The organism is Algoriphagus sp. NBT04N3 (assembly GCF_019443765.1).
GTDB classification, from domain to species: domain Bacteria; phylum Bacteroidota; class Bacteroidia; order Cytophagales; family Cyclobacteriaceae; genus Algoriphagus; species Algoriphagus ornithinivorans.
The window spans coordinates 607,501-633,638 of record NZ_CP048415.1 but is presented as its reverse complement, the minus strand read 5'-3'; the positions used below and the strand labels follow the sequence as shown (position 1 = coordinate 633,638).

Annotated in this window: 23 protein-coding genes and 2 rRNA genes (1 of these 25 running past the window's edge); 10 read left to right on the top strand and 15 right to left on the bottom strand. The window is 39.5% G+C overall.

Annotated features, from left to right (window positions below; translation table 11 throughout):
• Positions 1-2: 2 nt before the first annotated feature.
• Positions 3-1,559: a PglZ domain-containing protein gene (locus GYM62_RS02800; protein ID WP_091654706.1), complete on the bottom strand. Its 1,557-nt coding sequence runs from the start codon at positions 1,557-1,559 to the stop codon at positions 3-5.
• A gap of 58 nt (positions 1,560-1,617) precedes the next feature.
• Here GYM62_RS02800 and GYM62_RS02795 point away from each other — a divergent pair, with 58 nt between their 5' ends.
• The 6 genes from GYM62_RS02795 (at position 1,618) to GYM62_RS02770 (ending at position 7,358) form a co-directional block, all read left to right on the top strand.
• Positions 1,618-2,841 (top strand): HD domain-containing protein, encoded by a 1,224-nt coding sequence (locus tag GYM62_RS02795; protein WP_219958209.1) that lies wholly within the window; start codon positions 1,618-1,620, stop codon positions 2,839-2,841.
• 20 nt (positions 2,842-2,861) lie between these two features.
• Positions 2,862-3,884, top strand: a complete 1,023-nt coding sequence (lpxD, locus tag GYM62_RS02790) for a UDP-3-O-(3-hydroxymyristoyl)glucosamine N-acyltransferase (protein WP_219958208.1) — start codon at positions 2,862-2,864, stop codon at positions 3,882-3,884.
• Between the two features lie 35 nt (positions 3,885-3,919).
• Entirely contained in the window at positions 3,920-5,314 is a 1,395-nt protein-coding gene (locus GYM62_RS02785; protein ID WP_091654710.1) for a bifunctional UDP-3-O-[3-hydroxymyristoyl] N-acetylglucosamine deacetylase/3-hydroxyacyl-ACP dehydratase, read from the top strand.
• Complete coding sequence (gene lpxA / locus GYM62_RS02780) at positions 5,311-6,090, top strand: acyl-ACP--UDP-N-acetylglucosamine O-acyltransferase (RefSeq protein WP_144607195.1); 780 nt, start codon at positions 5,311-5,313, stop codon at positions 6,088-6,090. The genes GYM62_RS02785 and lpxA overlap by 4 nt, the downstream gene beginning before the upstream one ends.
• Before the next feature lies 1 nt (position 6,091).
• Positions 6,092-6,709 (top strand): ATP-binding cassette domain-containing protein, encoded by a 618-nt coding sequence (locus GYM62_RS02775; protein ID WP_219958207.1) that lies wholly within the window; start codon positions 6,092-6,094, stop codon positions 6,707-6,709.
• Positions 6,710-6,875: 166 nt separating this feature from the next.
• Entirely contained in the window at positions 6,876-7,358 is a 483-nt protein-coding gene (locus GYM62_RS02770) for a hypothetical protein (RefSeq protein WP_144607193.1), read from the top strand.
• Between the two features lie 45 nt (positions 7,359-7,403).
• On the opposite strand, the gene GYM62_RS02765 is transcribed toward GYM62_RS02770, so the two are convergent.
• Together GYM62_RS02765 and GYM62_RS02760 are read right to left on the bottom strand one after the other, a co-directional pair.
• Positions 7,404-9,791, bottom strand: a complete 2,388-nt coding sequence (locus GYM62_RS02765; protein WP_219958206.1) for an endonuclease MutS2 — start codon at positions 9,789-9,791, stop codon at positions 7,404-7,406.
• Positions 9,791-10,141: a DUF4296 domain-containing protein gene (locus tag GYM62_RS02760; RefSeq protein ID WP_091654717.1), complete on the bottom strand. Its 351-nt coding sequence runs from the start codon at positions 10,139-10,141 to the stop codon at positions 9,791-9,793. The genes GYM62_RS02765 and GYM62_RS02760 overlap by 1 nt, the downstream gene beginning before the upstream one ends.
• A gap of 107 nt (positions 10,142-10,248) precedes the next feature.
• Here GYM62_RS02760 and GYM62_RS02755 point away from each other — a divergent pair, with 107 nt between their 5' ends.
• Genes GYM62_RS02755 through GYM62_RS02745 form a run of 3 tightly spaced genes read left to right on the top strand, consistent with a single transcriptional unit; the run spans position 10,249 to position 13,043 of the window.
• Complete coding sequence (locus GYM62_RS02755) at positions 10,249-11,127, top strand: DUF58 domain-containing protein (RefSeq protein WP_219958205.1); 879 nt, start codon at positions 10,249-10,251, stop codon at positions 11,125-11,127.
• The gene (locus tag GYM62_RS02750) at positions 11,120-12,019 is read left to right on the top strand and encodes a hypothetical protein (protein WP_219958204.1); all 900 of its coding nucleotides are present in this window, start codon (positions 11,120-11,122) and stop codon (positions 12,017-12,019) included. Before GYM62_RS02755 ends, GYM62_RS02750 begins: the two co-directional genes overlap by 8 nt.
• Positions 12,000-13,043, top strand: a complete 1,044-nt coding sequence (locus GYM62_RS02745) for a VWA domain-containing protein (protein ID WP_219958203.1) — start codon at positions 12,000-12,002, stop codon at positions 13,041-13,043. The genes GYM62_RS02750 and GYM62_RS02745 overlap by 20 nt, the downstream gene beginning before the upstream one ends.
• Here the strand turns inward: GYM62_RS02745 and GYM62_RS02740 are convergent.
• Positions 13,032-14,123, bottom strand: a complete 1,092-nt coding sequence (locus GYM62_RS02740) for an alkane 1-monooxygenase (protein ID WP_219958202.1) — start codon at positions 14,121-14,123, stop codon at positions 13,032-13,034. The two genes, GYM62_RS02745 and GYM62_RS02740, sit on opposite strands and share 12 nt — an antisense overlap.
• Positions 14,124-14,360: 237 nt before the next feature.
• Here GYM62_RS02740 and hemN point away from each other — a divergent pair, with 237 nt between their 5' ends.
• Positions 14,361-15,719 carry an oxygen-independent coproporphyrinogen III oxidase gene (hemN, locus tag GYM62_RS02735; RefSeq protein WP_219958201.1) on the top strand — a complete coding sequence of 453 codons (1,359 nt, stop codon included), beginning with the start codon at positions 14,361-14,363 and terminating at the stop codon, positions 15,717-15,719.
• On the opposite strand, the gene GYM62_RS02730 is transcribed toward hemN, so the two are convergent.
• From GYM62_RS02730 to GYM62_RS02680, 11 genes are all read right to left on the bottom strand, one after another.
• Positions 15,720-16,424: a sulfite exporter TauE/SafE family protein gene (locus GYM62_RS02730; protein ID WP_219958200.1), complete on the bottom strand. Its 705-nt coding sequence runs from the start codon at positions 16,422-16,424 to the stop codon at positions 15,720-15,722. It abuts the gene before it with no gap.
• Entirely contained in the window at positions 16,421-16,849 is a 429-nt protein-coding gene (locus tag GYM62_RS02725) for a FixH family protein (RefSeq protein WP_219958199.1), read from the bottom strand. The genes GYM62_RS02730 and GYM62_RS02725 overlap by 4 nt, the downstream gene beginning before the upstream one ends.
• Before the next feature lie 2 nt (positions 16,850-16,851).
• Complete coding sequence (gene ccoG, locus GYM62_RS02720) at positions 16,852-18,273, bottom strand: cytochrome c oxidase accessory protein CcoG (RefSeq protein ID WP_219958198.1); 1,422 nt, start codon at positions 18,271-18,273, stop codon at positions 16,852-16,854.
• Between the two features lie 42 nt (positions 18,274-18,315).
• Positions 18,316-19,242, bottom strand: a complete 927-nt coding sequence (locus tag GYM62_RS02715) for a cbb3-type cytochrome c oxidase N-terminal domain-containing protein (protein WP_219958197.1) — start codon at positions 19,240-19,242, stop codon at positions 18,316-18,318.
• The gene (locus tag GYM62_RS02710) at positions 19,239-19,424 is read right to left on the bottom strand and encodes a CcoQ/FixQ family Cbb3-type cytochrome c oxidase assembly chaperone (RefSeq protein ID WP_091654736.1); all 186 of its coding nucleotides are present in this window, start codon (positions 19,422-19,424) and stop codon (positions 19,239-19,241) included. The genes GYM62_RS02715 and GYM62_RS02710 overlap by 4 nt, the downstream gene beginning before the upstream one ends.
• 11 nt (positions 19,425-19,435) lie before the next feature.
• Entirely contained in the window at positions 19,436-21,562 is a 2,127-nt protein-coding gene (gene ccoN / locus GYM62_RS02705; RefSeq protein ID WP_219958196.1) for a cytochrome-c oxidase, cbb3-type subunit I, read from the bottom strand.
• Positions 21,555-21,740, bottom strand: coding sequence for a cbb3-type cytochrome oxidase assembly protein CcoS (gene ccoS, locus GYM62_RS02700; protein ID WP_144602290.1), 186 nt, complete (start codon positions 21,738-21,740; stop codon positions 21,555-21,557). The genes ccoN and ccoS overlap by 8 nt, the downstream gene beginning before the upstream one ends.
• A gap of 1 nt (position 21,741) precedes the next feature.
• Positions 21,742-24,174: a heavy metal translocating P-type ATPase metal-binding domain-containing protein gene (locus GYM62_RS02695; RefSeq protein ID WP_219958195.1), complete on the bottom strand. Its 2,433-nt coding sequence runs from the start codon at positions 24,172-24,174 to the stop codon at positions 21,742-21,744.
• A gap of 63 nt (positions 24,175-24,237) precedes the next feature.
• On the bottom strand, positions 24,238-24,867 hold the full coding sequence (locus tag GYM62_RS02690; protein ID WP_219958194.1) for a hypothetical protein: 630 nt from the start codon (positions 24,865-24,867) through the stop codon (positions 24,238-24,240).
• Between the two features lie 787 nt (positions 24,868-25,654).
• Positions 25,655-25,766 (bottom strand): 5S ribosomal RNA (rrf, locus tag GYM62_RS02685).
• Positions 25,767-25,912: 146 nt separating this feature from the next.
• A 23S ribosomal RNA gene (locus GYM62_RS02680) occupies positions 25,913-26,138 on the bottom strand (it continues 2,645 nt past the right edge of the window).

The window sequence follows — 26,138 nt, the reverse complement described above, 5'->3', positions numbered from 1 at the left end:
CTCTATTTTGCTGTGAGATAAACGATCGGAACGATCATTTCCTCCAAAGATACGCCACCGTGCTGAAAAGTATCCTTATAATAGTTCACATAATAGTTGTAATTGTTTGGATACGCGAAAAAATAGTCCTCCACAGCGAACACATAACTTGAGGAAACATTAAGCTTGGGTAGCTTGGCATCTTCAGGTTTCCTTATTTCGAAAACCTTGCCTGCTTCAAAATTCAGGTTTTTCCCTTGCTTATATCTTAAGTTAGTAGTCACATTTTTATCCCCAATTATTCGGTATGGCTTATTGACTCTCTTGGTTCCATGATCAGTAGTGATGATTACATCTGCTTCTGCCAGTTGAATCTTTTTCAACAGATCAAATAAGCTACTATGCTCAAACCAACTTTTGGTTAGAGAGCGATAAGCCGATTCATCAGGAGCAAGCTCTCTAATCATTTTCATATCTGTCCTCGCATGAGATACCATGTCCACAAAATTATAAACTAGGACATTTAACTCATTTTGAACCAAAGAGTGAAACTGATCCAAAACAGCCTTTCCTTGATTGGCTTGAATTATTTTATGATATGAATGCTTCGCTTGTACCCTGCTTTTTTCTAAGTTAATCTTCAACCAATCTTCCTCGAAATTATTTTTCCCTTCATCAGAATCCTCATCTTCCCATAGGTTGGGATAAAATCTAGCCATATCCATAGGCATCATCCCGCTGAAGAGCGCATTTCTAGCAAAAGCCGTGGTGGTAGGAAGGATACTATAATAGGTTTCCTTTTCCTGAATATTGAAATATGGAGAAACTAAGGACTCGATCTCTTCCCACTGGTCCAACCTTAAATTGTCAATCACAATAAAGAACAGAGGCTTCCCTTCTTTGACCTTAGGGAACACTTTCTTTTTCATCACTTGATGGGAAAGCAAAGGTTTATCTGTGTTTTTTTCTTCCAGCCAGTCTAGGTAGTTGTCTTTGATGAATCGGGCAAAAGACGCGTTTGCTTCGGTTTTTTGTGACTCCAAAACTTCCTGCATGCTCTTATTTTCAGTATCGTCAATCTGAAGCTCCCAGTAGGTCAATTTCTTATAAATATTTGCCCAGTCCTCATGATCCTCTGCATCTCCAAAGGCCATACTGATATTCATAAAATCTTGCTGATAACTCAAAGTGGTTTTCTCTTCTATCAACTGTCTGTTTTGAAGAATCTTTTTCACTGAAAGCCAAATTTGGCTTGGATTCAATGGCTTAATCAGATAATCAGCTATTTTACCTCCAATCGCATCATCCATGATATGCTCCTCCTCACTTTTGGTGATCATGACAACTGGAATCTGAGGCTTAATCTGTTTGATTTGCTGTAAAGTTTCCAGGCCAGTCATCCCTGGCATATTTTCATCTAGAAAAATGACATCAAAATTTCGTTTTTCGACTTCTTCTATCGCATCTATGCCAGAATTAACGGTAGTGATAGCATAGCCTTTTTGTTCCAAAAAAAGGATATGTGGCTTCAAAAGGTCAATTTCATCATCGGCCCATAGAATATTGGATTTTTGCGACATAGCGGATTCCGTTTCTTTTAAAATTATAATTACTTTTGGGTAAACAAAACAGGCCTCCTTGAAAAGCCAGAAAATACTCAACGATCCCGTTTATGGTTTTATCACCATTCCGAGCGAGTTGATTTTTACAATCATTGATCATCCATATTTCCAAAGATTACGCCGGATCAAGCAATTGGGTTTGACAGATTTTGTCTACCCCGGTGCTTTACATACGCGATTTCACCATGCTTTGGGTGCAATGCACTTAATGAGCATCACTTTGGATAACCTCAGGAATAAAGGTACCGAAATCTCAGACCCTGAGTATGAAGCAGCTTTAATTGCAATTCTGCTTCATGACATAGGTCATGGCCCTTTTTCCCATGCATTGGAATATAGTCTTTTAAAATCAGTTCCGCATGAGGAACTGTCATTACTGATTATAGAACTCTTAAATCAAGAATTAAGTGGCAAACTTGATCTGACTTTAAGAATCTTTAAGAATCAATATGAACGGAAATTTTTCCATCAGCTGGTTTCCAGTCAGTTGGATATTGATCGGCTAGACTACCTTCAAAGAGATTGTTTCTTCACGGGTGTCTCTGAAGGTACGATCGGGGCAGACCGTATCATCAAGATGATGGATGTGAAAGACGATCAGGTAGTCATTGAAGAAAAAGGGATTTACTCTATAGAAAACTTTCTGAGCGCCAGAAGGCTAATGTATTGGCAGGTTTACTTGCACAAGACTACCGTGAGTGCAGAAAAAATGCTGATAAACCTGATCCAAAGAGCAAAAGACTTAAAAATCAGGGGTGCCAATTTCCCAATTTCCGAGGAGTTTGATTATCTATTGGGCAATGAACATACCTTACAGGATTTTCAAAGCAATCCTGATTTATTGAAGATTTTCTTGGAGTTAGATGATTTGGATCTATGGGGAGCTATCAAACTTTGGAAAAAATCGGATGATTATGTTCTCAGAAGTATTTCCAGGATGTTTTTAACGAGGAATCTTTTCAAAATAAGCCTGAAAAATGACCCTTTTACAAAAAAGGAAATTGAAAGCTCAAAAAGAAAAGCGATTCAAAAATTAGGGATTCCTGAAGAGGATTTGGATTATTTCTTTTCCCATGGAACTGTGAGCAATTATGGATATTTGATCAAAGACCGGATTAATATTCTTACCAAGAAAGGAAAAGTAATTGACGTGGCTCAAGCGGCAGACTTGCCTAACATCAAAGTGATGAGCAAAATCGTCGAAAAACACTATATATGTAAAGCCAAAAGTCTAATTTAGACAATCAATACATTTGCTGTATGGAATTTACTTTAAGGCAGTTAGCCGAATTATTGAATGGAAAAGTAGAAGGCGATGAAAGCTTGACAGTGAGCCGTCTTGACAAAATTCAAGAAGGCCAAGCGGGCGGAATTAGCTTCCTTTCCAATGAAAAATACGAACCCTACCTTTATCAAACTCAAGCTACTGCAGTTATTGTTTCAGAAGGGTTCAAACCTTCAAAAACCTACAAGACCAATCTGATTCGGGTAAAAGATGCCTATTTGGGATTTACAGCTCTTCTTGAAGCTTACGCCCAGTTTTCAAAAGCGTCTTTTTCGGGAGTAGAGGAGCCAAGCTTCATGGACGCAAGTTCCAGTATTGGAGAAAATCACTTCAGAGGTGCATTTTCCTATATCGGAAAAAACTGCAAAATCGGAAATCAGGTTAAAATTCATCCTCATGCATACATTGGAAACAATGTAGAGATTGGAGATAATACCATCATTCATTCTGGCGCCAGGATTTGTACCGACACCAAAATTGGTAAAAATTGTGAAATCCATCCTGGTGCCGTGATAGGCTCGGATGGTTTTGGCTTTGCTCCTCAAGAAGATGGATCATATAAAGCTATCCCGCAAATAGGAAACGTAATCATAGAGGACAATGTCAGTATTGGAGCTAATTCAACTATTGATTGCGCAACCATGGGCTCAACCCTAATCAAAAAGGGAGCGAAAATCGATAATCAGGTACAAATTGCCCACAACGTTGTAATAGGTGAAAATACTGTTATTGCTGCCCAAACAGGAATTTCAGGATCCACAGAAATTGGAAAAAACTGTGTTATCGCCGGAAAAGCAGGAATTGTAGGCCATATTAAAATTGCGGACAACACTACTATCGGAGCCAACACGGGTGTAAGTAAGTCCATCAAATCACCTGGGCAAACATTATTTGGTTACATAGGATTTGACATGAAACAGTTTTTAAAGTCTTATTCTATATTCAAAAATTTGGACGACCTAGAGAACAGAATCAAAGAACTCGAAAAAAAGCCTTAATTTTGCGGCCCTAGCATTTAAATGGCTAAGAAATAATGAAAGTAAAACAGCACACTATAAAGAAACAGGTTGAATTGTCAGGAGTTGGCCTTCACACAGGTGTCATTTCCAACATGACTTTTTTACCTGCTCCACCCAATCACGGTATTAAGTTTCAGCGAATAGATTTAGAAGGAATGCCTACCGTGGATGCAGACTGCGATTTAGTCGTAGACGTATCCAGAGGCACTACGCTTGAGCAAAACGGAGCACGCGTATACACTGTAGAACATGTCCTAGCTGCATTGGTAGGCATGGAAATAGACAATGTGCTGATTCAGCTGGATGGTCCTGAACCTCCTATCATGGACGGTTCATCTATTCAATTTATTGAGGTCCTTGAAGATGCTGGACTGGAAGAACAAAATGCATTAAGGAGATTTTTTGAAGTTCAGGAAAGTATCCAATACAAAGATTCTTCCAGAGAAGTAGAAATGGTTGCTCTTCCAACAGACAATTATAGAGTGACCGTCATGGTTGACTACAATTCCCCTGTTTTGGGAAGTCAGCATGCTTCCATTACAGATATCGGACAATTTAAAACTGAGATCGCATCATGCAGAACTTTCTGTTTTTTGCATGAATTAGAAATGCTTTACAACTCCAACTTAATTAAAGGAGGAGACTTGAATAATGCTATCGTCGTCGTAGACAGAGTAGTTGAGGAAAAAGAACTGGCACATTTAGCCAAAATGTTCAATAAGCAAAGAGTTGAGGTCAAAAAGGAAGGCATCCTTAATAATGTTGATCTTCGCTACAGAAATGAGCCTGCTAGACATAAGCTTCTGGATGTAGTAGGAGATTTGGCATTGGTTGGAAGACCATTGAAGGCTCAAATTTTAGCCGCAAGACCAGGGCATGCTGCTAATGTGGCTTTTGCAAAAAAGCTAAAAAGAGCTATGGAAAAGGCAGGAGCTTCGCACATTCCACACTACGATCCAAAACTTCCACCAGTGATGGATATCAATCAGATCTCTAATATTCTTCCTCACAGATATCCTTTCCAATTATTGGATAAAATTATCTACTTGGATGATACGGTAGTTGCTGGAGTGAAAAATGTAACGATGAATGAACCGTTTTTCTTGGGTCATTTTCCAGGCAACCCAGTGATGCCAGGTGTGCTCCAAGTGGAGGCAATGGCGCAGACGGGTGGTATTTTGGTACTAAGCACAGTAGATGATCCTGAAAATTATTGGACTTACTTCTTGGGAATCGAGAATTGTAAGTTCAGAAAAATGGTACTTCCTGGAGATACACTGATTTTCAAATGTGAACTTTTAGCTCCTATCAGAAGAGGAATTGCAAAAATGAGAGGTGAGGCCTATGTGGGTAACACTTTGGTGTGTGAGGCAGTTATGACAGCCAGTATAACTAGAAAAGAATCATGATCAGCCCATTAGCTCATGTAAGCCCAAAAGCTCAACTTGGAGAAAATGTCCATGTTGATCCCTTCACCATGATTCATGAAGATGTAATCATAGGGGATAATTCTTGGATTGGCCCTAATGTGACGATTTTCCCAGGAGCAAGAATTGGTAAAAACTGTAAGATTTTTCCAGGTGCTGTGATCGCAGGTATTCCTCAAGACTTAAAATTCCAAGGCGAAGATTCTACCGTAGTGATTGGTGACAATACTACCATTAGGGAGTGTGTTACTATAAGCCGGGGAACAGTTGACAAGCAGACCACAGTAATAGGAAGCAATTGCCTTTTAATGGCTTATGTACACGTTGCACATGACTGTGTGATCGGAAGCCATGTAATCATCGCCAACTCCGTACAAATTGCTGGTCACGTATCCATCGACGACTGGGCAATTGTGGGTGGATCTAGTGCCATTCACCAATTTGTCAAGGTAGGAATGCATTCCATGATTTCCGGCGGTTCATTGGTGAGAAAAGACGTTCCTCCATTCACAAAAGCTGCAAGGGAACCACTTTCCTATGCCGGTGTAAACTCGTTGGGCCTGAGAAGAAGAGGTTTCAGCTCTGAAACCATTGCACATATACAGGAAGTATATAGATATCTTTTCTTAAACAGCCTCAATAACAGTAAGGCTTTGGAAGAAATTGAAGTAAACCTTCCTGCTACCAAAGAAAGAGATGAAATTCTGAATTTTATACGATCTTCAGAAAGAGGAGTAATGAAAGGCTACATCAATTAAAATGCTGAAAATCCAACTCGAAGAGGCTTCAAAACGCTTTCAATACGAATGGATTTTTAAAAATCTGGATTTATCGCTTCAATCCGGTGATTCACTGGCAATCACTGGAAGTAATGGCTCGGGAAAATCTACACTTCTCAAATGTATTGCAGGGTCCATCCCATTGAGTTTCGGAAAAATATCTTTTCTAAAAGATAATCCTATTCCTGATTCTGACTGGTTTAGATTACTCACTATTGCCGCCCCATATCTGGAGCTTCCAGAGGAATTTAGCCTCAGAGAGGTATTGCAGTTTCATTTCAAATTCAAAAAACCTAAAAGCAATTTGAGCTTGGAAGAAATGTTGCAGATTTTATACTTGGAGCAACATATGAATAAACCCATATCCCAGTTTTCTTCAGGAATGAAACAAAGGTTAAAGCTTGGATTGGCACTTTTTTCAGATGTTGACCTAGTCCTTTTGGATGAACCCACTTCTAATCTTGATAAAAAAGGAATAAGCTGGTATTTGGAGATGGTAGAAAAATTTGCTCAAAACCAGATCTTAATTATTTGCTCCAATGAATCCAGAGAGTACGAATTTTGTCAACAAAAACTGGTATTGGAAGATTATAAATAAGGCTATTCTTTGAACTTCAAATGATATAGTTAATTTTAGAGGATTAATTCTAATTTCAATTTAATTTAGAGTTTACCTTAGGGAAGGTAGATTCAGAAATCTAATTATAGCCTCTGGAAGAAAAGCCTCTGATAGTTGAAATTTTAGCTTAAGAAATAAAAAGTATATGAAAAAATCATTGTTTAGTTTAAGTCTGATTTCATTGTTTACAGTGATCTTGTTTGCATGTGGTGACAAGCCAGCTCCAACACCACAGAAGACGCCAGAACAGTTGGCTGTAGAAGCTTTGACTGGTTCAGGTTCTCAGACTTGGGGGATTGCTGGAGGGGGTTCTGTTACCAGAAGTGGTTCTACCGTTACAGATCAATATCAAAACTTCGAGCTGATTTTAAATTCAGGTTCAGCAAAAACCTATACCACAAGAAATAATAATGACTTGTTTGACAATTCAGGGAACTGGTCATTTGCGGGAACCAACTTTGACAAATTCAGTCTAACCGGAGCCAAACCAGCTGCTGGTCGGGAGATTTCATTTACCCGCACAGGCGATAATTTGCGATTGGAATTCAATATTCCTGCGCCAGGAGCCAGAATCAACGGTACTTTTGCAGTGGCAGGAAGCTATGTATTCAATTTGGTAAAAAAATAAGCTAGATTTAAACCCTAAAATTAAAGGGGCTTCGAGCCCCTTTTTTTATTTCAATGTCACCAAAGTAACTCCGGCTCCTCCCCTGTCTGCATGTTCATCCTCCATTTTTTTGACAGGCCCCATAGTCCTAAGGAGATTCCTCGTAATTTCTCTCAGAATTCCATCTCCCTTTCCGTGAACTATTCTCAAATCTTTCAAACCAAGCATATATCCTTCATCAATAAAAGTTTGAACCAAGCTTAAAACTTCTTCTCCTCTTTTTCCCCTCAGGTCCAGGTTGGGAGAAAAATCCATCATCTTTTGGTTCGTATTAAAGCCTGACCTATTACTCGAAGCTTTGGTCTCCTTTTTAACCTGAGTTTGAGAGATTTTTTCAAGGCGAGACAATTTCACTGTGGACTTCAATTCTCCAATAGAAATATCTACTTCTTTATTTCTCAATTGCAAAACTTGAGCAATCGCCCCATTATCCTTCAAACGAACCCAATCGCCAGTTTCAATTTTACCTCCCAAAACAGTGATCCCCGGCTCTTTAACCACTACTTTTTCTGGCTTAATTTCCTCTTTGAAGCTTTCCAATTCCTTCCTCACCTTTTTGGTAGCTTCCTTTTCAGCCTTTCCTTCTTTGATCTCCCGAATGGTTGCTTCAATTTTCTTATTGGTTTCGTCCAATAGGCGTTTGGCCTCCTGTTTCGCTTCCTGTATATAGCGTTTTTTCGTTTGCTCGAGAGTTTCTTTTAGCTCATTGTATTCCTTCAGCCTGGTCTGAAGCAATTTTTCCTTGGATTTCACCTCTGTTAGGAGCCCTGAATATTGATTTTTTTCGTTCTCCAATTGAGTCAGAAGTCTATCATACCTCACTCTCTCTTCACCAATCTGGGATTTGGCGTAATTCAGAATTTCCTTCGAGATCCCAATTTTGGAAGCAATTTCGAGCGCAAAAGAAGAGCCTGGCTTTCCAATCTCCAATTGGTACATGGGTTCCAATTTTTCCACATCATAGCGCATGGCACCATTAACCAAGCCTTGATTTTTGTTGGCTGCTTGTTTGAGGTTACCATAGTGAGTTGTCACAATGCCAAAAGCTCCAGCTTTATTGAGAGCTAATAATATGGATTCCGCAATTGCTCCTCCAAACTGAGGCTCAGTTCCTGTACCGAATTCGTCTATAAACAGGATTGTTTTTTTATTGGCAAACTGCGTAAAATGCTTCATGCTCATCAAATGTGAGCTGTAAGTACTCAGATCATTTTCCAGATTTTGCTCATCACCGATGTCAATAAAGAAATTATCAAAAAGGGAGCTTTTTGAGTCTGGATGAACCGGAATCAGAATACCGCACTGCAACATATATTGAAGCAATGCGACTGTTTTTAAGGTTACTGATTTTCCTCCTGCATTAGGACCGGAAATCACCAATAAGCGATTCTGCCCCTCCAGATGAATTGATAAAGGTACAATTTTCTTCTGCTGAGACTTTAGTGCCATCTCCAACAGCGGATGTCTCGCATGAGTCCAAGACAAGGTTCTTTCTTTGACAATTACAGGCTTGACGCTTTCGGTTTTCTGGGCAAACTTGGCCTTTGCTCTGATAAAATCAATCAAGCCGAGGTAATTAGTCGCTTTTCTGAAAGCGGGGATTGAAGGCCGAAGTCTATCTGTCAGCTGGGTGAGAATCTTGATGATTTCTCTCCTCTCCATGTATTCCAAATCCCGGATTTCATTATTGATATCCAAAGCTTCTTCGGGCTCCATGAAAACAGTCTGACCAGTAGCAGATTCATCGTGAATAAAACCTCTCAGCTTCCTTTTGTTCTCAGCAGCAACGGGAATCACCATTCTCCCAGAACGTATAGTAATCGCAGAATCTTCAGGTGTTAGGCCTTTAGCTCGGGCTTCCTTGAAGATCCTATCCATGACCTTTCGCAGTCTGCCTTCCTCATAAATTATTTGATTTCTAATCAATTGCAATTCCTTACTTGCATTGCTTCGGATCTGCCCTTTTTCATCAACCACCAATTCGATGGCTTTTAGCAAACCCAGATCCAGGTCCAAGACCAAACCCAGCAATTGACTTAATGCAGGATAGGATTCTCCGTATTTGGAAAAAAACTTGATGCAACCCTGAAGCGTCATCAGAGATAATTTGACTTCATGAAATTCCTCCTGATCCAAAAAAGCTCCCTCAAGCTTGGCTTTTTCCAAATAGGGATTCAGGTTGGTAAAATTGGAAGCAGGAAAGCTCTCTCCTGAAATCAGAATATCCAAAAACTCCTGAGTCTGGTCCAACAATTTATTAACCTGTTTCGGATCAGAAGAAAAAGCTACTTTGTCCACATACTCCATCCCCAAAGAAGAGGAGCATTCAGCCTTGAGTAGCTCTTTGATTTTTTTGAAATTTATTTTCTTCTCTAAATTCGAAGGATATAGCATTACATTTTTTCTTCACTGGTTGGATTGGATTCCCTTACTACTAGAGAATCTATCACACGGGCATACATTTGATCCATTCTTTCAGGATACTGCAAATAGTAGCGCATGCTCTCGGTAAAAACCGAATCGCTGGTATCATGTTTTAAAAAAATATCTTTTTCTAAGAGCCTATACAAAGTTTGTGAAGAGTCATAAGGAATGGGTAAAGCACTGGCCACTCCTTCAGTCAGGTGAATATCAATTAAAACGCTGACCATCTGATCCTCAGACAAAAGCCCATCAGGCTTATTGGATTTCCCGCAGGAAAGGGCCGTAGAAATCAAAAGAAATAGAATTAATAATCGTCTCACAATCCAAAATTAGGTTTTTTTAACGGATAATCTTACTACCCTTCCTGTAAGGGAAATTTTATAATTGAACTGATAAGCATAACTTAGGCAGTTCAAATCACCAATCCATGGACCAGCTATTCAGTAAGCTAAGAAAGTACGAGATTATGATCCGGAAGGTGGCAAACAATCACCTGCAAGGCGAATACCAATCCTTATTTAAAGGCTCAGGACTGGAATTTGACGATTTGAGACCCTATCAATACGGAGATGACGTAAGGACGATTGAGTGGAAAGTTTCTGCCAAAGGTCATGGAACCTTTGTGAAAACCTTCAAAGAAGATAAAGAACAGTCAGTTTATTTTCTCCTGGATATATCCGGTTCTCAGGATATAGGTCAGCCTGGTCAAAAAAAAATCGACCAAGGCAAAGTCATTGCAGGGGTTTTGACTCTGGCAGCTATTTTTGAAGGAAGCCAGGTGGGTTTAATTAGTTTTTCCGATCAAAAAGAAAAAATCATCCTTCCCTCAAAAGGTGGAAAGCAAGGAGTAAAAATGATCAGAGGGATTTTTGACCATCAAAATAACTCTCTGAAAACTGACCTGAACGCCCTATTCACCTTTACGCTCAATCTGATTAAAAAGAGAAGCATTATCGTGGTGATTTCTGACTTTATAGATGAGGGTTACGAGCGATCTTTCAGAGCATTGGCCGAAAGGCATGACTTGGTTGCGATTCAGTTAACTGATCCCAGAGAATCTGCTTTACCTGCCTTGGGAATTATCCCTGTTTATGATAAGGAAAAAGGAAAGACAACTTGGGTAAATACAGCTTTTGGAAGCTTTTCAAGAAAAATCTCTGAAACCTTTACAACCGAAAGAGATCATTTGAGAGAGATTTGCAAGAAAAATCAAATCAACTATCTCTCCATAGACACTACGCAGGATATTGTCATGCCATTGATTGAATTATTTAAGTACAGAAATAAAAGCATGAAACGTGGGTAAGAGGTTACTGTTTTTGATTCTATTTCTGGGAATTTTACTTCAAGTCTCTGCACAGGAGGTGAAGGTAGAAGGCTATTTCCTTCAAGATTCTGCCAAACTGGGAGAAAGGATAGGCTATGTTTTGAAAGCCAGCTACCCAAAGGAAAAGCAATTGATTTTTCCTGATTCTGTCTATGATTTCAGTCCATTTGTTTTGCTTGAAAAGAAAACTTTTATCTCGAGCACTAAGGAATCAATGACGGTTGACAGTGCCGTGTATTACCTTTCGAATTTTGAGTTAGACCCAAGCCTTTTTTTGACACTGCCTGTTTATGAGCTCAATCGATACGATAGTGTGGCCCATTTTCCTCTAGAAGCTGAGTTAAAACTCAAACTGACTTTGGACAGTATTCCCGAACAGCTTGTTTTTCAGGAAAACAATGTATACCAACCCATAGAGAAAAAATGGAATTGGCTGTTATTTGGAGGTATCGCTCTAATTGCCATCCTAGGATTAGGTGTGTTCTTCTGGCTCTTTGCGGATAGAATTAAGAAAATATGGAACGAACGCAATGAAAAAAGACGTTGGAAACGCTTCCAGAGGAGATGGGCTGCAGCCACTCAAAACCTTAAAAATGAAAACTCCATGAACGCAGCTGATGAGCTTCTAGGCTTGTGGAAAGGATACATGGAAAGTATCACCAACCTTCCAATAAAAGAGTGGACATCAAGTGAAATTGGAGAAAAGCTGGAAGACATCAGAATTTTCAGTTCTCTCAGAAGTATTGAAATGATTATTTACGCTGGAAAAACTTTAGAAATACAAGAAGCATCTGATTACCTGTTGGAGGTAGCACAGGAAAAATTTCATGAAAAGTTAAGCAAAATCAAGCATGTTAGAGCAAATCACTGAGTTCTTTAGCTGGTCTTGGTTTTTGCCAGAGACCTTTAAAACTTATGAATGGGAAAACCCTATCCTTCTCAATTTGATTTGGATAATTCCTCTTTTTATGCTTATCAGGAAGTTTATCAAATTTTTGAAAAACCCTGTTCTCGAACTCTCCCTTCCAAAAAGAATAGCCAAGAACAACCCTTGGACCTACTTACGGTTGATTCCAACTGGTTTTTTCCTTCTAGCGCTATTCATGATTGTGATTGCTTTGGCCAGACCTCAGCGGAGCAATGAAAAGGTGGAACAATACACGGAGGGTATAGATATCATGCTGGTTTTGGACATTTCTGAATCCATGGATTTGCAGGACTTCAGCCCTAACCGATTGGAAGCAGCCAAAAGAACTGCTATAGATTTCATCAGCGGGAGAATTGGAGACAGAATCGGAATGGTAGTCTTTGCAGGAGAAGCCTATTCTCTGGCCCCATTGACCAATGATTACAAGCTTTTGACCGAGTTGATTTCCGAAATTTCCTTCAATATGATGGAAGCTAAAGGTACGGCAATTGGTTCTGCCATAGCATCCGGCACTAACCGTATGAAAGAGGCTGAATCCGTTTCAAAGGTGATGATTTTGCTTAGTGATGGTGAAAGTAATGCAGGAAATGTTGATCCATTATTTGCAGCTCAGCTTGCCTCCGCTTTAGGAATTAAAATCTACACCATTGCGGTAGGTAAAGATGGAATGGTCCCTTATGGAACTGATTTCTTTGGCAGACCACAAATGGTCGAAAGCTATCTAGATGAAACAACGCTCAGGGAAATAGCCAAACTAACTGAAGCTCAGTTTTTCAGAGCTTCCGATGGCAATGCATTACAAGGTATTTTTGACCAGATCGACAGTTTGGAGAAAACCGAAATCATGGAAAACCGCTATAGGGAAACCACCGATTACTACAGGGTGTATTTGTTCTGGGGGATTCTTTTATTCTTCTTCTGGATGGTCCTCAAAAGCAGTTTCCTTAACAACTTCCTATTGGACTGATTCCCGAAAGGTTTTTTCTCTCCAGTTTTGGAGCAATGGGTCCATCATAGCAAACCATAAAGGTGGAAAAAAGGCTACCAATATCATCGCAGAGTATCCAGCTGGCAACTGAGGACTTTCTTCATAATGATTTAAGACCTGATAAGGCTTGTAAGCATGTGCATGATGATCCGAATGGCGTTGAAGTTGAAAGAGTAAAAAATTACTCACAGTATGATTGGCATTCCAAGAATGTAATGGGGTGACTTTTTCATAAAAACCATTGGCCAATTTCTTCCTTTCCATTCCATAGTGCTCCAAGTAATTAACAGCTTCAAGTAAACTAAAACCCAAAATACTTTGAGCCAAGAAGAATAGAGGGAGTTCCCAAATCAACCTGTCGAAAAATATAGAGAAGCCTCCTGTAACTAGAACTATAAAAATAATCGGTAAAAGAGTAAACTGAATCATTTGATTTTTCCAGGAAGCAAGAGGAATGCTTTTCTTTTTCAATCTTTCGGCTTCTAGTTTCCAAGCACTCAAATACCCGTCCTTTACAGACCTGAACCAAAAACGGTAAAAATTTTCCCCAAATCTACTTGTTGCCGGATCTTCCGGAGTAGCTACTCTAACGTGATGACCACGATTGTGCTCGATAAAAAAGTGCATATAGCAAACACACATCAATAATATCTTTGCGTATAACTGCTCCAATTTTTCAGCTTTGTGACCTAACTCGTGGGCTACTGTAATTCCAATCCCTCCAGTGATCAAAGCCATTCCACTGGTAAAAGCTAGCCATTCCCACCAGCTAAAATCGACTTTAGAAACCTGGAAAAAGGCCCAAATTAAAACTGCTAATTGAACATATACCCATCCAAAAGTCACCACTTTATAAAAGCGCTCTTTGGCAACTTTTGAAATAAATTCTTTGGGAACGTTAGTACTGTCTTTTTTTACCAAAAAATCCATCAATGGAACCAGTACAAAAACAAATACATGAATTATAAAAAGGCCAATACCTCCCAGGTAAAATCCGAGAATAAATAATACAGGAAGAATTAAAGCACTAAAAAAACCGATCTTTTTAAGATTTTTCATTTCTCATTTGCTGATAGAACAATTTACTCTTTTTCCTTCATCTTTGGAATAGCTGCTTTTCTCATAAAAACAAAGGATGAAATAACCGATCTCATTCCTTAGCAGAAGGATCCCCAATCGATACACTTTGAAACTATTTTTGGAAAAACCACAAAATGATTTTTATCAGTTTTCCGACTTACCTGTGTCAATATTTACTGGCCATAAGAATCAGACATTTGAAAAAATTATTTTCTTATGACAATTCAGCCAGAATTAATTCAAAAGTATAACTCACCAGCACCAAGATATACCAGCTATCCTACTGTTCCGCTTTGGGAAAATAACATCCAACCCAACCATTGGTCTCAATTAGTTGATCAAGCATTCCAGATATATGGAAAGGAGGAAGGAATATCTTTATATATCCACTTACCATTTTGCGAAAGTCTATGTACCTATTGTGGATGTAACAAAAGAATCACAAAAAACCATGATGTAGAAAATCCATATTTAGAAAGTTTATTGAAAGAGTGGGAAAATTATTTGAACATTTTCCATGAAAAACCGAAGTTGGCAGCTATTCACCTGGGTGGTGGAACCCCCACTTTTTTTTCTGCGGAAAATCTTTTCACCTTCCTAAAAAAACTCATTGAATCTTGTGAAATATTACCGGGAAAAGAATTCAGCTTTGAAGGTCATCCCAATAATACCAGCATAGAGCATTTGAAAAAACTGGCAGAATTGGGGTTTGATCGAGTTAGTTTCGGGATTCAGGATTTTGATCTTTTGGTGCAGAAAACCATCAATCGAATTCAACCTTTTGAGCGGGTAAAAGAAGCTGTGGAGAATGCCCGATCAGTTGGATTTAAATCCATAAATTTTGATTTGATTTATGGTCTTCCCTATCAAAATGAAGAAACTTTAAGCTGTACTTTCAAGGCGGTCCAAGAATTAAAACCCGACAGAATTGCTTTTTACTCCTATGCCCACGTACCTACTTCTTTCCCCGCTCAAAGAAGTTATGAATCCCATTTACCCAATGAAATTGAAAAGCGGAGCCTCTACGAATTAGGCAAAAGCCTTTTGATCGAAATGGGCTATACGGAAATTGGAATGGATCATTTTGCTTTACCAAAAGATCCACTGAATCTAGCTCGACAAAGTGGAAAACTCCACCGAAATTTCATGGGCTACACCACTTCCAAATCAAAAATCTTAATAGGATTAGGAGCAAGTAGCATCTCTGACATTTATATTGCCTATGCTCAAAATCAAAAGTCAGTCGAACTTTACCAAAATGAAATTTCCAAAGCAAATTGGCCAATTGTAAAAGGGCATTCCCTTACAGAAGAAGACCTGTTGGTAAAAGAAATTATCTTAGACTTGATATGTAAACAAGCTGCTTTTGTTCCAGTAAATATCTGGTCTCAATTGTCAGATTCCAGCCTTGAAAATTTAAGGGATATGGAGATCGAGGGTATGATAAATATAATGGGTAAAACTATTCAGATTACAGAATTAGGTATAGCCTTTATTCGGATCATCTGCATGCAGTTTGATTTGCGGCTACAACATAGACAAGAGGAGGTTTTCTCCTTCAGTAAAGCTATCTAATTAGCGGCACATGGTAATTTCCACCTGTTGGGATCCATAATTGAACACTTGCAAATCAGGACTTAAAAGATGGATTCCAAGGCCTAGTCCACGAAAAATAAATACAATTCCAATGATCACTCCCAGGTAGGGAATGACTCGTTGGAATTGTATTCTTTTACTCATAGAAAGGAATTTACCTGAAAGCATCAATGCCATCAATAAAGGCATGGTGCCCAGTCCAAAGAAAAACATATAAATAGCTCCATATATTGGGCTTTGAAATCCCAAAGCAGCTACCAAGGCTAAATAAACCATTCCGCAGGGCAATAGTCCATTTGCCAATCCAGTTCCAAAAAAAGCCAAAGCCCCACCTCTTTTAAGGTAAAACGAGAGTTGTGCTTTCACCCATTTTACAAGGTCATTTAAGATACCTAGAGACGAAATATTTTCAGATTGCCTGAAAAGCAATGATAAGAAAATTAGAAATAAACCAATCAGGATAGAAAAGCCCTGCTGAAACCCTGCAAGGGATAGACTGAATCCTATGCTCCCGACAATCAATCCCAAAAAAGCGTAGGTGAAGCTTCTACCCAGGTTATAAAAAATTTTATTCCATAAGAACTGATTAGAGCCTGAATTTCCAATAGCCAAAGCAATAGGCCCACACATTCCCACACAGTGAAATGAGCTCAAAAAACCTAGGGCTAAAGCTGTCCAAATCATTTTAAAGAGATTTTCTTTTCCTGATAATATGATTCCCCGTTTTCTTGCCAACTCAATTGAGCTTTCCAATAACCAGCTTGAAGATTTCCAATAAATACTGTCTTCTCATTTTCTTCTTTTATTTCTACTGTTAATTTCTGATCCAGTTTAGAATCCGAAGGTCGAAATAAGTGAAGTATGCCCGTTGCTCCCACCGGAAGATCTAAAAAGAGGCTTTGATTTTCCGCATCAAACTGAAGCACTTCTCTTTCAAGAGTCAATGTGGACTTTTCTTTATCTATTTGATCTTGATAGTTGATTTCGGCCTCATAATAATTTTCAGTAACCAACTCTATCCCTTCCATTCGGACAGATATAACCACCATGGTCATGATTATGACAATGAATCCAATAATGGCTAATAGAATACCTTTTCCCCAATCCATAATTATTGCTTTTTGGCTACTGGAGCCATGAAACTTGTATTAATCTGATCTATTTCTTCTCCTTCGTGAATCAATGATAAATTCACTTTTTCCTGAGGGACACTCACTTTTGTCTGGTTTTTGACCAGAAAAAATCTTCCTTCGACCTTTGACTGTGGTTGCAACACCAAATTTGATGTACCTACCAATTCAACTGATACATCTTCCGATAAAGACTGCAGGTTTACAGACTGCTCCTGAAATGTCTTATTAATAAGAGTGATTTGATAAAGATTTGAGACAGTTCCATTGTCTCGCATTTGATAGGTCATCCCCGGAAATCTGGTGACTGTTGCTTCAAGGTCTTCCCTTGTCGCTATCAGAGAAACAAAACCTAGAATCAATACAATCAAAACCAAAGAATAGGCTTTTACTCGGGTGGTCATTAGTTTTTGCACGCCTTTCTGAATACTATTTTCGGATGCATACCTAATCAAACCCTTAGGCCTATCTACTTTTAGCATCACTTCGTCACAGGCATCGATGCAGGCTGTACAATTGACGCATTCCATTTGAATTCCATTTCGGATATCTATGCCAGTTGGACAAACTTGAACGCAAAGGCTACAATCCACACAATCACCTTTGGGTGAAATTTCAGCTTGACTTTTTCTCAAAGGCCCTCTTGGTTCACCCCTGACGTAATCGTACATGACATTGATAGAATTATCATCCAAAAGCACTCCTTGAAGCCTCCCATAAGGACAGACAACAAGACAGGCCTGCTCTCTAAACCAGGTAAACACGAACATGAAAATTCCTGAAAAAGCCAATAACCCGACAAATCCGGCCATGTTTTGGGTTGGTTGCTGAGAGACAATCTCTTTTACTTGATCAACTCCAATCAAATATGCCATGACTAAATGGCCTATCAGTAATGAAATAATTGCGAAAACAAGCAGTTTTACTCCTTTCTTAACTATCTTCTCTACTGACCATGGTCCCTCATTGAGGGTTCTTTGCCTATTGGCATCCCCCTCTATGGTATATTCAATTTTCCTAAATACCATTTCCATAAAGAGCGTTTGAGGGCAAGCCCACCCACACCAGACTCTTCCAAAAATGACTGTAAACAGGATGATGAAAACCATGAAAATCAATAGGAGGAAAATCAGTAAGTGAGTATCCTGTGGCCAAAACACAGCTCCGAAAATGATAAACTTCCTTTCAAAAATATTGAATAGCAACCATGGTCTTCCATCAACTTGAATAAATGGCCCCGTAAATAAAATAGCCAATAAGAGCCATGATAGATAGGTTCTATATCGGTAAAATATCCCTGATACTTTTTTGGGATACACCCAGTTCCTCTTCCCATCCTCTTTGACAGTTGCCAAAGCATCACGAAAGTTTTCTGGATTAGTATGAGGGTTCTTCTTAGCCATATTTGGAGTATGGCTGCCAGATTTCTAGCCTGGCAGCCTTAATTAATTTAAAGTGATGATCGCTGTACTATCAGAAGCTAATTCTTCTGGTTGGATTGTTTCTTGGACAAATAATTCTCCCTGAGGATCTTTTGGGTTTGCTGGAGTCGAACCCTTAAGACTCAAAATGAAGCTGGATACTTGCTGAATCTCAACCGGTGATAATTGATCTTCCCAAGGAACCATTCCTTTGCTTACAACTCCATACTTTACAATTTTAAATACATCTTGGATGCTTCCTCCATGTATCCAATATTCATCTGTCAGATTTGGACCAACACCCCCACCTCCGTCAGAGGCATGGCAAGCAGCACAATTTGCCTCGAAAATGGATTTACCAGAACTCAAAGCAGCTCCTGACTCATCAAACACCACACTACTTTCGTCAATAGATGCCATCATATTGGCCTTTCGTGCTTCCGCAGCTATTGCTTCTAATTGAAGTTCTTCCTCATATTCTTCAACTCCTGTTTTTCCAATGCCCAAAACAGAGTAGTTCACGAAATACCCAACTCCAAATGCGATTGTCAGAATAAATACCCATTGCAGCCATGGAGGCATAAAATTGTCCAGTTCGGTTATCCCATCATAAGAATGATCCGCCATGACTTTGGCTTTTTCATCCTTACTTCCTACCTCTGGCAATTTCCCTGTCACAAAACGCTCTTTAAATTTCTCCCACCAACTCGGTTCTTTTGCCATTTCGGGATTCTCTTTTTTCAAGACTGCCACCATGAAATACATAAGGTAAACCATCAATATCAGTAGTAGAACGATAACCAGAAGCACTATTCCAAGGATGATTAATAGGGTTATCTGGCCAGAATCCATGGATTGAAGGGTGATATACCAATTGGACTCTGCTGTTTGTGCCCATGAATTAGAATTTGCAAGGGCTAATAATGCTAAACTCAAGGTTAACTTTTTCATGGCTGTTCACTGGTTAAATGATCATCATTTTCCATAGGAAGAGATTTCATGTGGTCCTCCAAATCCTTTGGCATCCGAAATACCCAAAAGAACACTCCAAGGAAAAACAAAACGAATATGAGTAAGGAAATCACTGGATAGATTTCAATATTCTCTATAGATCTTAAGACTTCTTTATACATGATTTCCTGATTTAATTTTCTGCTGTAGCTTTGATATCTGTGCCCAATCGCTGCAAATAGGCAATCATGGCCACTATTTCTGTATGAGGAAGTGTTTCTACACCTGCCTCTTTCAAGTTGGAAACGATACGATTTGCCTGAACGTCCAAATCTTCCATCGCCTTCTCATCATACCCTTCCGGATATGGGACACCCAGTTTTTGGAGAGTTCTGATCTTCGCAGGCAAATCCGAATAATCCATGATGTTCTCTGTCATCCATGGGTAAGGAGGCATCAATGAGCCCGGAGACATAGAGGATGGATCTTGCATGTGGAAGTAATGCCAGGAATCTGGGTATTTCCCTCCTACTCTGTGAAGATCAGGACCAGTTCGTTTGGAACCCCATAAAAATGGTCTATCGTAGACAAATTCTCCAGCCTTGGAATATTCTCCATAACGTTCAGTCTCAAACCTAAATGGCCGGATCATTTGAGAATGGCAACCTACACATCCATTTTTGATGTAAAGGTCTCTCCCCTCCAACTCCAATGGAGTGTAAGGTTTAACCGAGGAAATAGTTGGGACATTGGATTCAACCAATATGGTTGGAATAATTTCAATAGCTCCCCCTATGGCTATAGCAATGGTCGCCAAGACTGTAAAGAAAATAGGCTTTCTTTCCCATGCACGGTGCCAAAATTCGCCTGTTGCATTATAGGAAGGTGCCAAAGCTGGAGCCTGATCTTCTTCATATTCTTGAAATACTCCCTTTTGGGCTGTTTTATACATGTTGTATACCATAATAATTGCACCGATGAGATAGAGTAATCCACCCAATGCTCTCAAGATATACATAGGCACAAGCTCCACTACCGTCTGAAGGAAGTTTCCATAAGCCAACCTTCCCATTTCATCAAACTCTCTCAGCATCAAAAACTGAGTCAAGGCAGCAACATACATAGGAAGGGCATAGAAAATAATACCTAGAGTACCTATCCAGAAATGCGTATTAGCTAATTTTTGAGAATAAATGGTGGTTTTGAATAATCTTGGCCACATCCAATACAGCATACCGAAGGTCAAGAAACCATTCCAACCCAAACCTCCTATGTGGACGTGTGCTACGATCCAATCTGTATAGTGTGCGATAGCATTGACATTTTTCAAAGAAAGCATTGGTCCCTCAAACGTGGACATTCCATAGGCTGTAACGGCTACCACCATGAATTTGAGTACAGGTTCATTCCTCACTTTATCCCAAGCACCTCTCAATGTTAAAAGACCATTCACCATACCTCCCCAGGAAGGTGCGATCAACATTACTGAAAATACTGTCCCCAATACTTGAGCCCATTCAGGAAGAGCAGTATAGAGTAAATGGTGAGGCCCTGCCCACATGTAGATAAAAATCAAAGACCAGAAATGGACGATAGAAAGCTTATAAGAATAAACAGGTCTATTGGCAGCCTTTGGTAGAAAGTAATACATGAGCCCCAAGAATGGAGTAGTCAGGAAAAATGCAACGGCATTATGTCCATACCACCATTGCACCAAGGCATCCTGTACACCTGCATAAGCTGAATAACTTTTTGTCCATGAAACCGGAAGTTCCAAGGAATTGAAAATGTGAAGTACAGCTACCGTAATAAAAGATGCCAAATAGAACCAAATGGCCACATACATGTGTCTTTCCCTTCGCTTGAATAAGGTTCCAATCATATTGGCACCAAATGCAACCCAAACTAAGGCTATGGCAATATCAATTGGCCACTCCAGTTCAGCGTATTCTTTTGAAGTGGTCAAACCCAATGGGAGTGTAATAGCAGCAGCTAGAATTATCAGCTGCCAACCCCAGAAGTGGAACCAACTCAGCCCTTTATTCCACATTGGAGTTTTGAGCAATCTTGGCATGGAATAATAAATTCCGGCGAAAATTGCATTTCCAACGAAGGCAAAGATGACTGCATTAGTATGCAGAGGTCTGATCCTTCCAAACGTAGTGTAAGGATTGCCCAAATTGGCCTCGGGGAGGAATAGCTGGGTAGCGGCTATTACCCCCACCAGCATGCCTACCAGGCCCCAAATAATCGTAGCAGCTCCAAAATATTTGACAATCTTATTGTCGTAATGGAACCGTTCCAGCGTAGCATCATTCATAGGACTTAGGTTTTGTTGATTGTTTTTTTGTTGCTTTTTTATGAGAATCAAATAGAATTCGAACTGATGGGGTATAATCATCATCAAACTGACCATCCTTCATTGCTCTGAAAAAGAGCCAAAGGAAAGTCACGGCGAGAATTAAGCTGATGGCTATCAATAGAAATATTACTTCCATATTATGTCGATTTTTGAATAATTAGACCTTTTTTCCACGCCAGGATATTAGTACTGAGGGTAGTAAATAACACCACGGATATACTGCTCACTGGCATCAAAACAGCACAAATCACTGGACTTAGTAGCCCCTGAACAGCAAGACTAACTCCCACTACATTATAGAGAAGGCTTAATCCAAAACTTGCTTTGATTATATTTCTAGACTGCTTTGCGAAACCCAGATAATCGGATATGCTTCTCAAAGAATCTGAACTCAGGATGGCATCACTTGCAGGCGAAAAATGACTGACCTGATCAGTGACTGCTATTCCAACATTGCTCTCCTGTAAAGCCCCCGCATCATTCAGCCCATCACCAATCATCAGCGTTTCCTTACCTGATGTATTCAAGTCCCTCAGATAATTCATTTTATCCTTTGGGCTTTGCAAAAAGTTGTATTGGATGTCCTTCCCAAGCTTGGCTTTCAATGAACCCAATTCATGAGGGTGATCTCCAGATAATACATGGATTTCATATTTTCCTCGGAGAGCCTTCACCACATCTTCCAACCCTTCTCTCAGGCCAGACTGGATATGAAAATAGCCTATTGTCACTCCCTCAACCTGAAAGAAAACTAGGTTGCCAAACTCTTCTAATTCTCCATTCTTAGAACCGGTGAAATCACTAGAGCCAATTTTTATTTCCTGATTTTTATAGATGGCTCTCAAGCCATTTCCCTTGATTTCCTCAAAGTTTTCTATTTCCAAAACAGAAATATTCCCTAACCATTGATTGATTCTAATACTTAATGGATGGGCTGATTTAGAAACCAGAGACTTGATCAGAGATTTTGTTTCATTTGAAAGAAGCTCGCCATGAAAATTTATTTTTGCTTGACTAGGAGATGTGAGCGTTCCCGTTTTGTCAAAGACTACTGTATCGATCAGAGCTAGCCTTTCTACTACGCTGGCATTTTTCAAATAGAATTTCCCCCTACCAAAAATTCGAAGCGTATTGCCTAAGGTAAATGGAGTAGACATTGCCAAAGCACATGGGCAAGCCACAATCAATACAGAGACAAAACTTTTTACGGCAATTGAAAAATCAGTAAAGGACCAAAAAAGTAAAGCTGAGACTGAGATGAAAATAACAATCCAAGTAAAAGAAGCCGAAATCTTGTTTGACAGCGGTTCTAAAAGCTTATCTTTTTTCTTTTCAAAAGCCTCATTATTCCATAAATCAGTCAAGTAACCTTGAGAAGGAGATTTTTGAACAGTCAATAAAATAGGATCTCCTAGTTGTCTTCCCCCAGCAAAAATCAAGTCGTCTTTTTTCTTCGGAACAGGTACCTCTTCACCAGTCACAAAACTGTAATCAATATTGGCTGATTCACTTAAAAGAATAGAGTCAGCCGGTATAAGTTCTTCATTTCTGACACGGATGAGGTTTCCCACTTCTAGTTTTCGCAGCGGGATCACTTCTTCCACATCCTGAGAAAGTCGGGTTATAGCTATTGGGAAATAGGATTTGTAATCTCTGTCAAACTCTAGAGTAGCAAAGGTTTTTTGCTGGTAAATCTTCCCTAATAGAAGGAAAAACAATAACCCTCCCAAGCTGTCCATATAGCCAGCATTACCCGCAATTAAAATTTCCCAAAGGGAATAAAAAAACAAGGCAATGATTCCCAATACGATTGGAACATCCATATTGATTCTCTTCAGTCTCAGGGAATTCCAAGCAGATATATAATAATCATTCGCAGAATAGAGCACTACCGGCAGCGCCAATACCACATTTAGGTAATTAAAAAGTCCTCGAAAATTTTCGGCGATTAAAACAGTTTCAGAGAAATATTCAGGAACGCTAAAGAGCATCATATTTCCAAAGCAAAACCCCGCTACTGCCAGCTTTTTGACAATCCTATTATCCGAATAGTTTTTTTGCTTTTTTTCAAGATTAGCCAAATTGATTCTTGGCTCATATCCTATGGCTGAAAGCAGTTCAACAAGTTCTTTGAGACTTAGCTTCTGATTGGAGAACTTGATTTGAACTTTCTTTTTTATGAAATCAACCCTAGAGGATATAATGCCCGAATGAATGTGGAAAAGGTTTTCCAACAACCAGATACAGGATGCGCAATGGATTAATGGAATAAAAAAAGTAACATGGCTCTGCTCTTGATTTTGAAAGTCAAGGAGATTCCTTGCTGTTTCTTCATCATTCAGATAGTCAAACCGATTGCTTTTCCCAGTTTGTGATTTTTGGCTTTCTCCCGGAAAAGCTTCTATGTTATAATAATTACATAAATCATTTTCTGCCAAAACCTCATACACCAACTTGCAACCATGACAGCAAAACTGCTTTTCTTCCAATAGAAAATTTTCATTTTCACATGGTTCACCACAGTGATAGCATTTAACAGCTGGAAGATTTATGGTTGCAGGCTTTTTCAAAGTTTTTGAATTAGTGGTGATTAGATACTTGAAGCATGATCAAACTCAGTTTTTTTTAAGGGCTTATAGTGACAGGTAGAAAGAAAGTTTATCAGACCACCGAGATCCTTTATAAAAGTGGAATAGAACTTTTGCGAGATCAGCTTGATAGCTTTTTGTAGTCACTAAAAGGCTACAATCATGCTTGACAGCATAAGACCAAAAGTCCCCAATCCTGGAAAAATTAAATTTGATAAAGCTCGTTTCCCGAGTAGAATTGGAAACAAGCTCGATTAACTCCTGTTCTTCTTTAATTTTGGATTTTGGGATAAAGCAAGGCGAAATAATAGTGGCTTTGCTTGTTGAAATTTGCTTTTTAAAAAGCTGTATAAAATGCTTGATTAAACTCGCGGAGCTAGGTGATCCATCATAATGGAATAGAAGGTGAGCAGTGGAAAAGTCAGGAACAAAAAGTAAGACAGGGATTTCGCATACTTCCTTTTCAAGAGGTTTTGGTAGCTCATTTCCATGCAACCAATCCAACACTTTATGAAGATCCACGCTAATTAAGCTCGGTTCTTCTTGGGTAAGATCACAGGAAATACTCTCCTTTTTGGCAGGCCAAAATCCAGCTTCCAAAACAGAGCAATGAAACTCTTTCAAATATTCGGAAGGGAGGTGAAATTTTTGGGCGTAGGAGGTTTTCAGTTCCATGTTCTGATTTTTTTCAATAATCAAAACTAGGAGTTATGCTAATGGGAAAATCTGACCATTCCCACGACAGAACATGATAAAAATCAGTTTGGAAAAATCTGGAAGATGTTTAGTGAAATGAGTTTGTTATTGAAAAAAGTGATGAGTAAAGCTTATGTCTAAAATAAAAAGTTATTGGTTATTGAGTTATTAGTTATTAGTTGTCGGGTTTTTGGAAAAAATTCAAAGCTAGCCTTAATTATTTCAGCTTTTACACTTTAGCCTTTAAAGCCTACTGCCTACTCAATGCTGCCTACTATCCCTGAACTGAATAAACTTCATTGGGACGAATAACAAGTAGTCCGTTCTTTCAGCTTTCCCACTTAAGCCTTCATCCTTTCCAGCCTACTGCCTACTCAAAACTGCCTAGTGTATTTGAACTGAAAAAAATTTATTTGAAGAGCAACCAGAATTCCGTCCGCCCTTTCAGCTTTCTCACTTCAGCTTTCATCCTTTCCAGCCTACTGCCTCCTCAATGCTGCCTACTATTCCTGCACTGAATAAACTTCATTGGGACGAATAACCAGTAGTCCGTTCTTTCAGCTTTCCCACTTAAGCCTTCATCCTTTCAAGCCTACTGCCTACTCAATGCTGCCTACTATCCCTGAACTGAATAAACTTCATTGGAACGAATAACCAGCAGTCCGTTCTTTCAGCTTTCTGACTTCAGCCTTCATCCTTTCCAGCCTCTCGCTTCTCTGTAGCACTAAAACACAAAAACCCCAGCGGTTAGGCTGAGGTTTGAATAATGTGGCGGCGACCTACTCTCCCGGGTGTAACCCCAGTACCATCGGCGCTGCAGGGCTTAACTTCTCTGTTCGGGATGGGAAGAGGTGGGACCCCTGCGCTAGGCCGCCTAATCTGTAAGTATGCAGTGATCAGTTTCCAGTCGGCAGTTTCCTGCTTTCCGATCCGATGCCCTGCATCTAATATTTTTTGTTCTTCGGTCTTCAGTCTTCCGACTGCTGACTCTTTTTAACATATATCGTAGAAACTGTAACACAGCCAGAATAAGCTTTTGGGCAATTAGTACTGCTCAGCTATGACATTACTGCCTTTACACCTGCAGCCTATCAACCTCATCGTCTCTGAGGGCCCTATTTGGAAGTCTCATCTTGAGGGGAGTTTCGCACTTAGATGCTTTCAGCGCTTATCTCTTCCCGACGTAGCTACCCGGCAGTGCAGTTGGCACCACAACCGGTACACCAGCGGTCAGTCCAACCCGGTCCTCT

Excerpts from the sequence above, each read along its gene's own strand:
- GYM62_RS02800 (WP_091654706.1), bottom strand. The coding sequence starts at position 1,559 with ATGTCGCAAAAATCCAATATTCTATGGGCCGATGATGAAATTGACCTT.
- lpxD (WP_219958208.1), top strand. The coding sequence starts at position 2,862 with ATGGAATTTACTTTAAGGCAGTTAGCCGAATTATTGAATGGAAAAGTA.
- GYM62_RS02785 (WP_091654710.1), top strand. The coding sequence starts at position 3,920 with ATGAAAGTAAAACAGCACACTATAAAGAAACAGGTTGAATTGTCAGGA.
- lpxA (WP_144607195.1), top strand. The coding sequence starts at position 5,311 with ATGATCAGCCCATTAGCTCATGTAAGCCCAAAAGCTCAACTTGGAGAA.
- GYM62_RS02775 (WP_219958207.1), top strand. The coding sequence starts at position 6,092 with ATGCTGAAAATCCAACTCGAAGAGGCTTCAAAACGCTTTCAATACGAA.
- GYM62_RS02770 (WP_144607193.1), top strand. The coding sequence starts at position 6,876 with ATGAAAAAATCATTGTTTAGTTTAAGTCTGATTTCATTGTTTACAGTG.
- GYM62_RS02765 (WP_219958206.1), bottom strand. The coding sequence starts at position 9,791 with ATGCTATATCCTTCGAATTTAGAGAAGAAAATAAATTTCAAAAAAATC.
- GYM62_RS02755 (WP_219958205.1), top strand. The coding sequence starts at position 10,249 with ATGGACCAGCTATTCAGTAAGCTAAGAAAGTACGAGATTATGATCCGG.
- GYM62_RS02745 (WP_219958203.1), top strand. The coding sequence starts at position 12,000 with ATGTTAGAGCAAATCACTGAGTTCTTTAGCTGGTCTTGGTTTTTGCCA.
- GYM62_RS02740 (WP_219958202.1), bottom strand. The coding sequence starts at position 14,123 with ATGAAAAATCTTAAAAAGATCGGTTTTTTTAGTGCTTTAATTCTTCCT.
- hemN (WP_219958201.1), top strand. The coding sequence starts at position 14,361 with ATGACAATTCAGCCAGAATTAATTCAAAAGTATAACTCACCAGCACCA.
- GYM62_RS02730 (WP_219958200.1), bottom strand. The coding sequence starts at position 16,424 with ATGATTTGGACAGCTTTAGCCCTAGGTTTTTTGAGCTCATTTCACTGT.
- GYM62_RS02725 (WP_219958199.1), bottom strand. The coding sequence starts at position 16,849 with ATGGATTGGGGAAAAGGTATTCTATTAGCCATTATTGGATTCATTGTC.
- ccoG (WP_219958198.1), bottom strand. The coding sequence starts at position 18,273 with ATGGCTAAGAAGAACCCTCATACTAATCCAGAAAACTTTCGTGATGCT.
- GYM62_RS02715 (WP_219958197.1), bottom strand. The coding sequence starts at position 19,242 with ATGAAAAAGTTAACCTTGAGTTTAGCATTATTAGCCCTTGCAAATTCT.
- GYM62_RS02710 (WP_091654736.1), bottom strand. The coding sequence starts at position 19,424 with ATGTATAAAGAAGTCTTAAGATCTATAGAGAATATTGAAATCTATCCA.
- ccoN (WP_219958196.1), bottom strand. The coding sequence starts at position 21,562 with ATGAATGATGCTACGCTGGAACGGTTCCATTACGACAATAAGATTGTC.
- ccoS (WP_144602290.1), bottom strand. The coding sequence starts at position 21,740 with ATGGAAGTAATATTTCTATTGATAGCCATCAGCTTAATTCTCGCCGTG.
- GYM62_RS02690 (WP_219958194.1), bottom strand. The coding sequence starts at position 24,867 with ATGGAACTGAAAACCTCCTACGCCCAAAAATTTCACCTCCCTTCCGAA.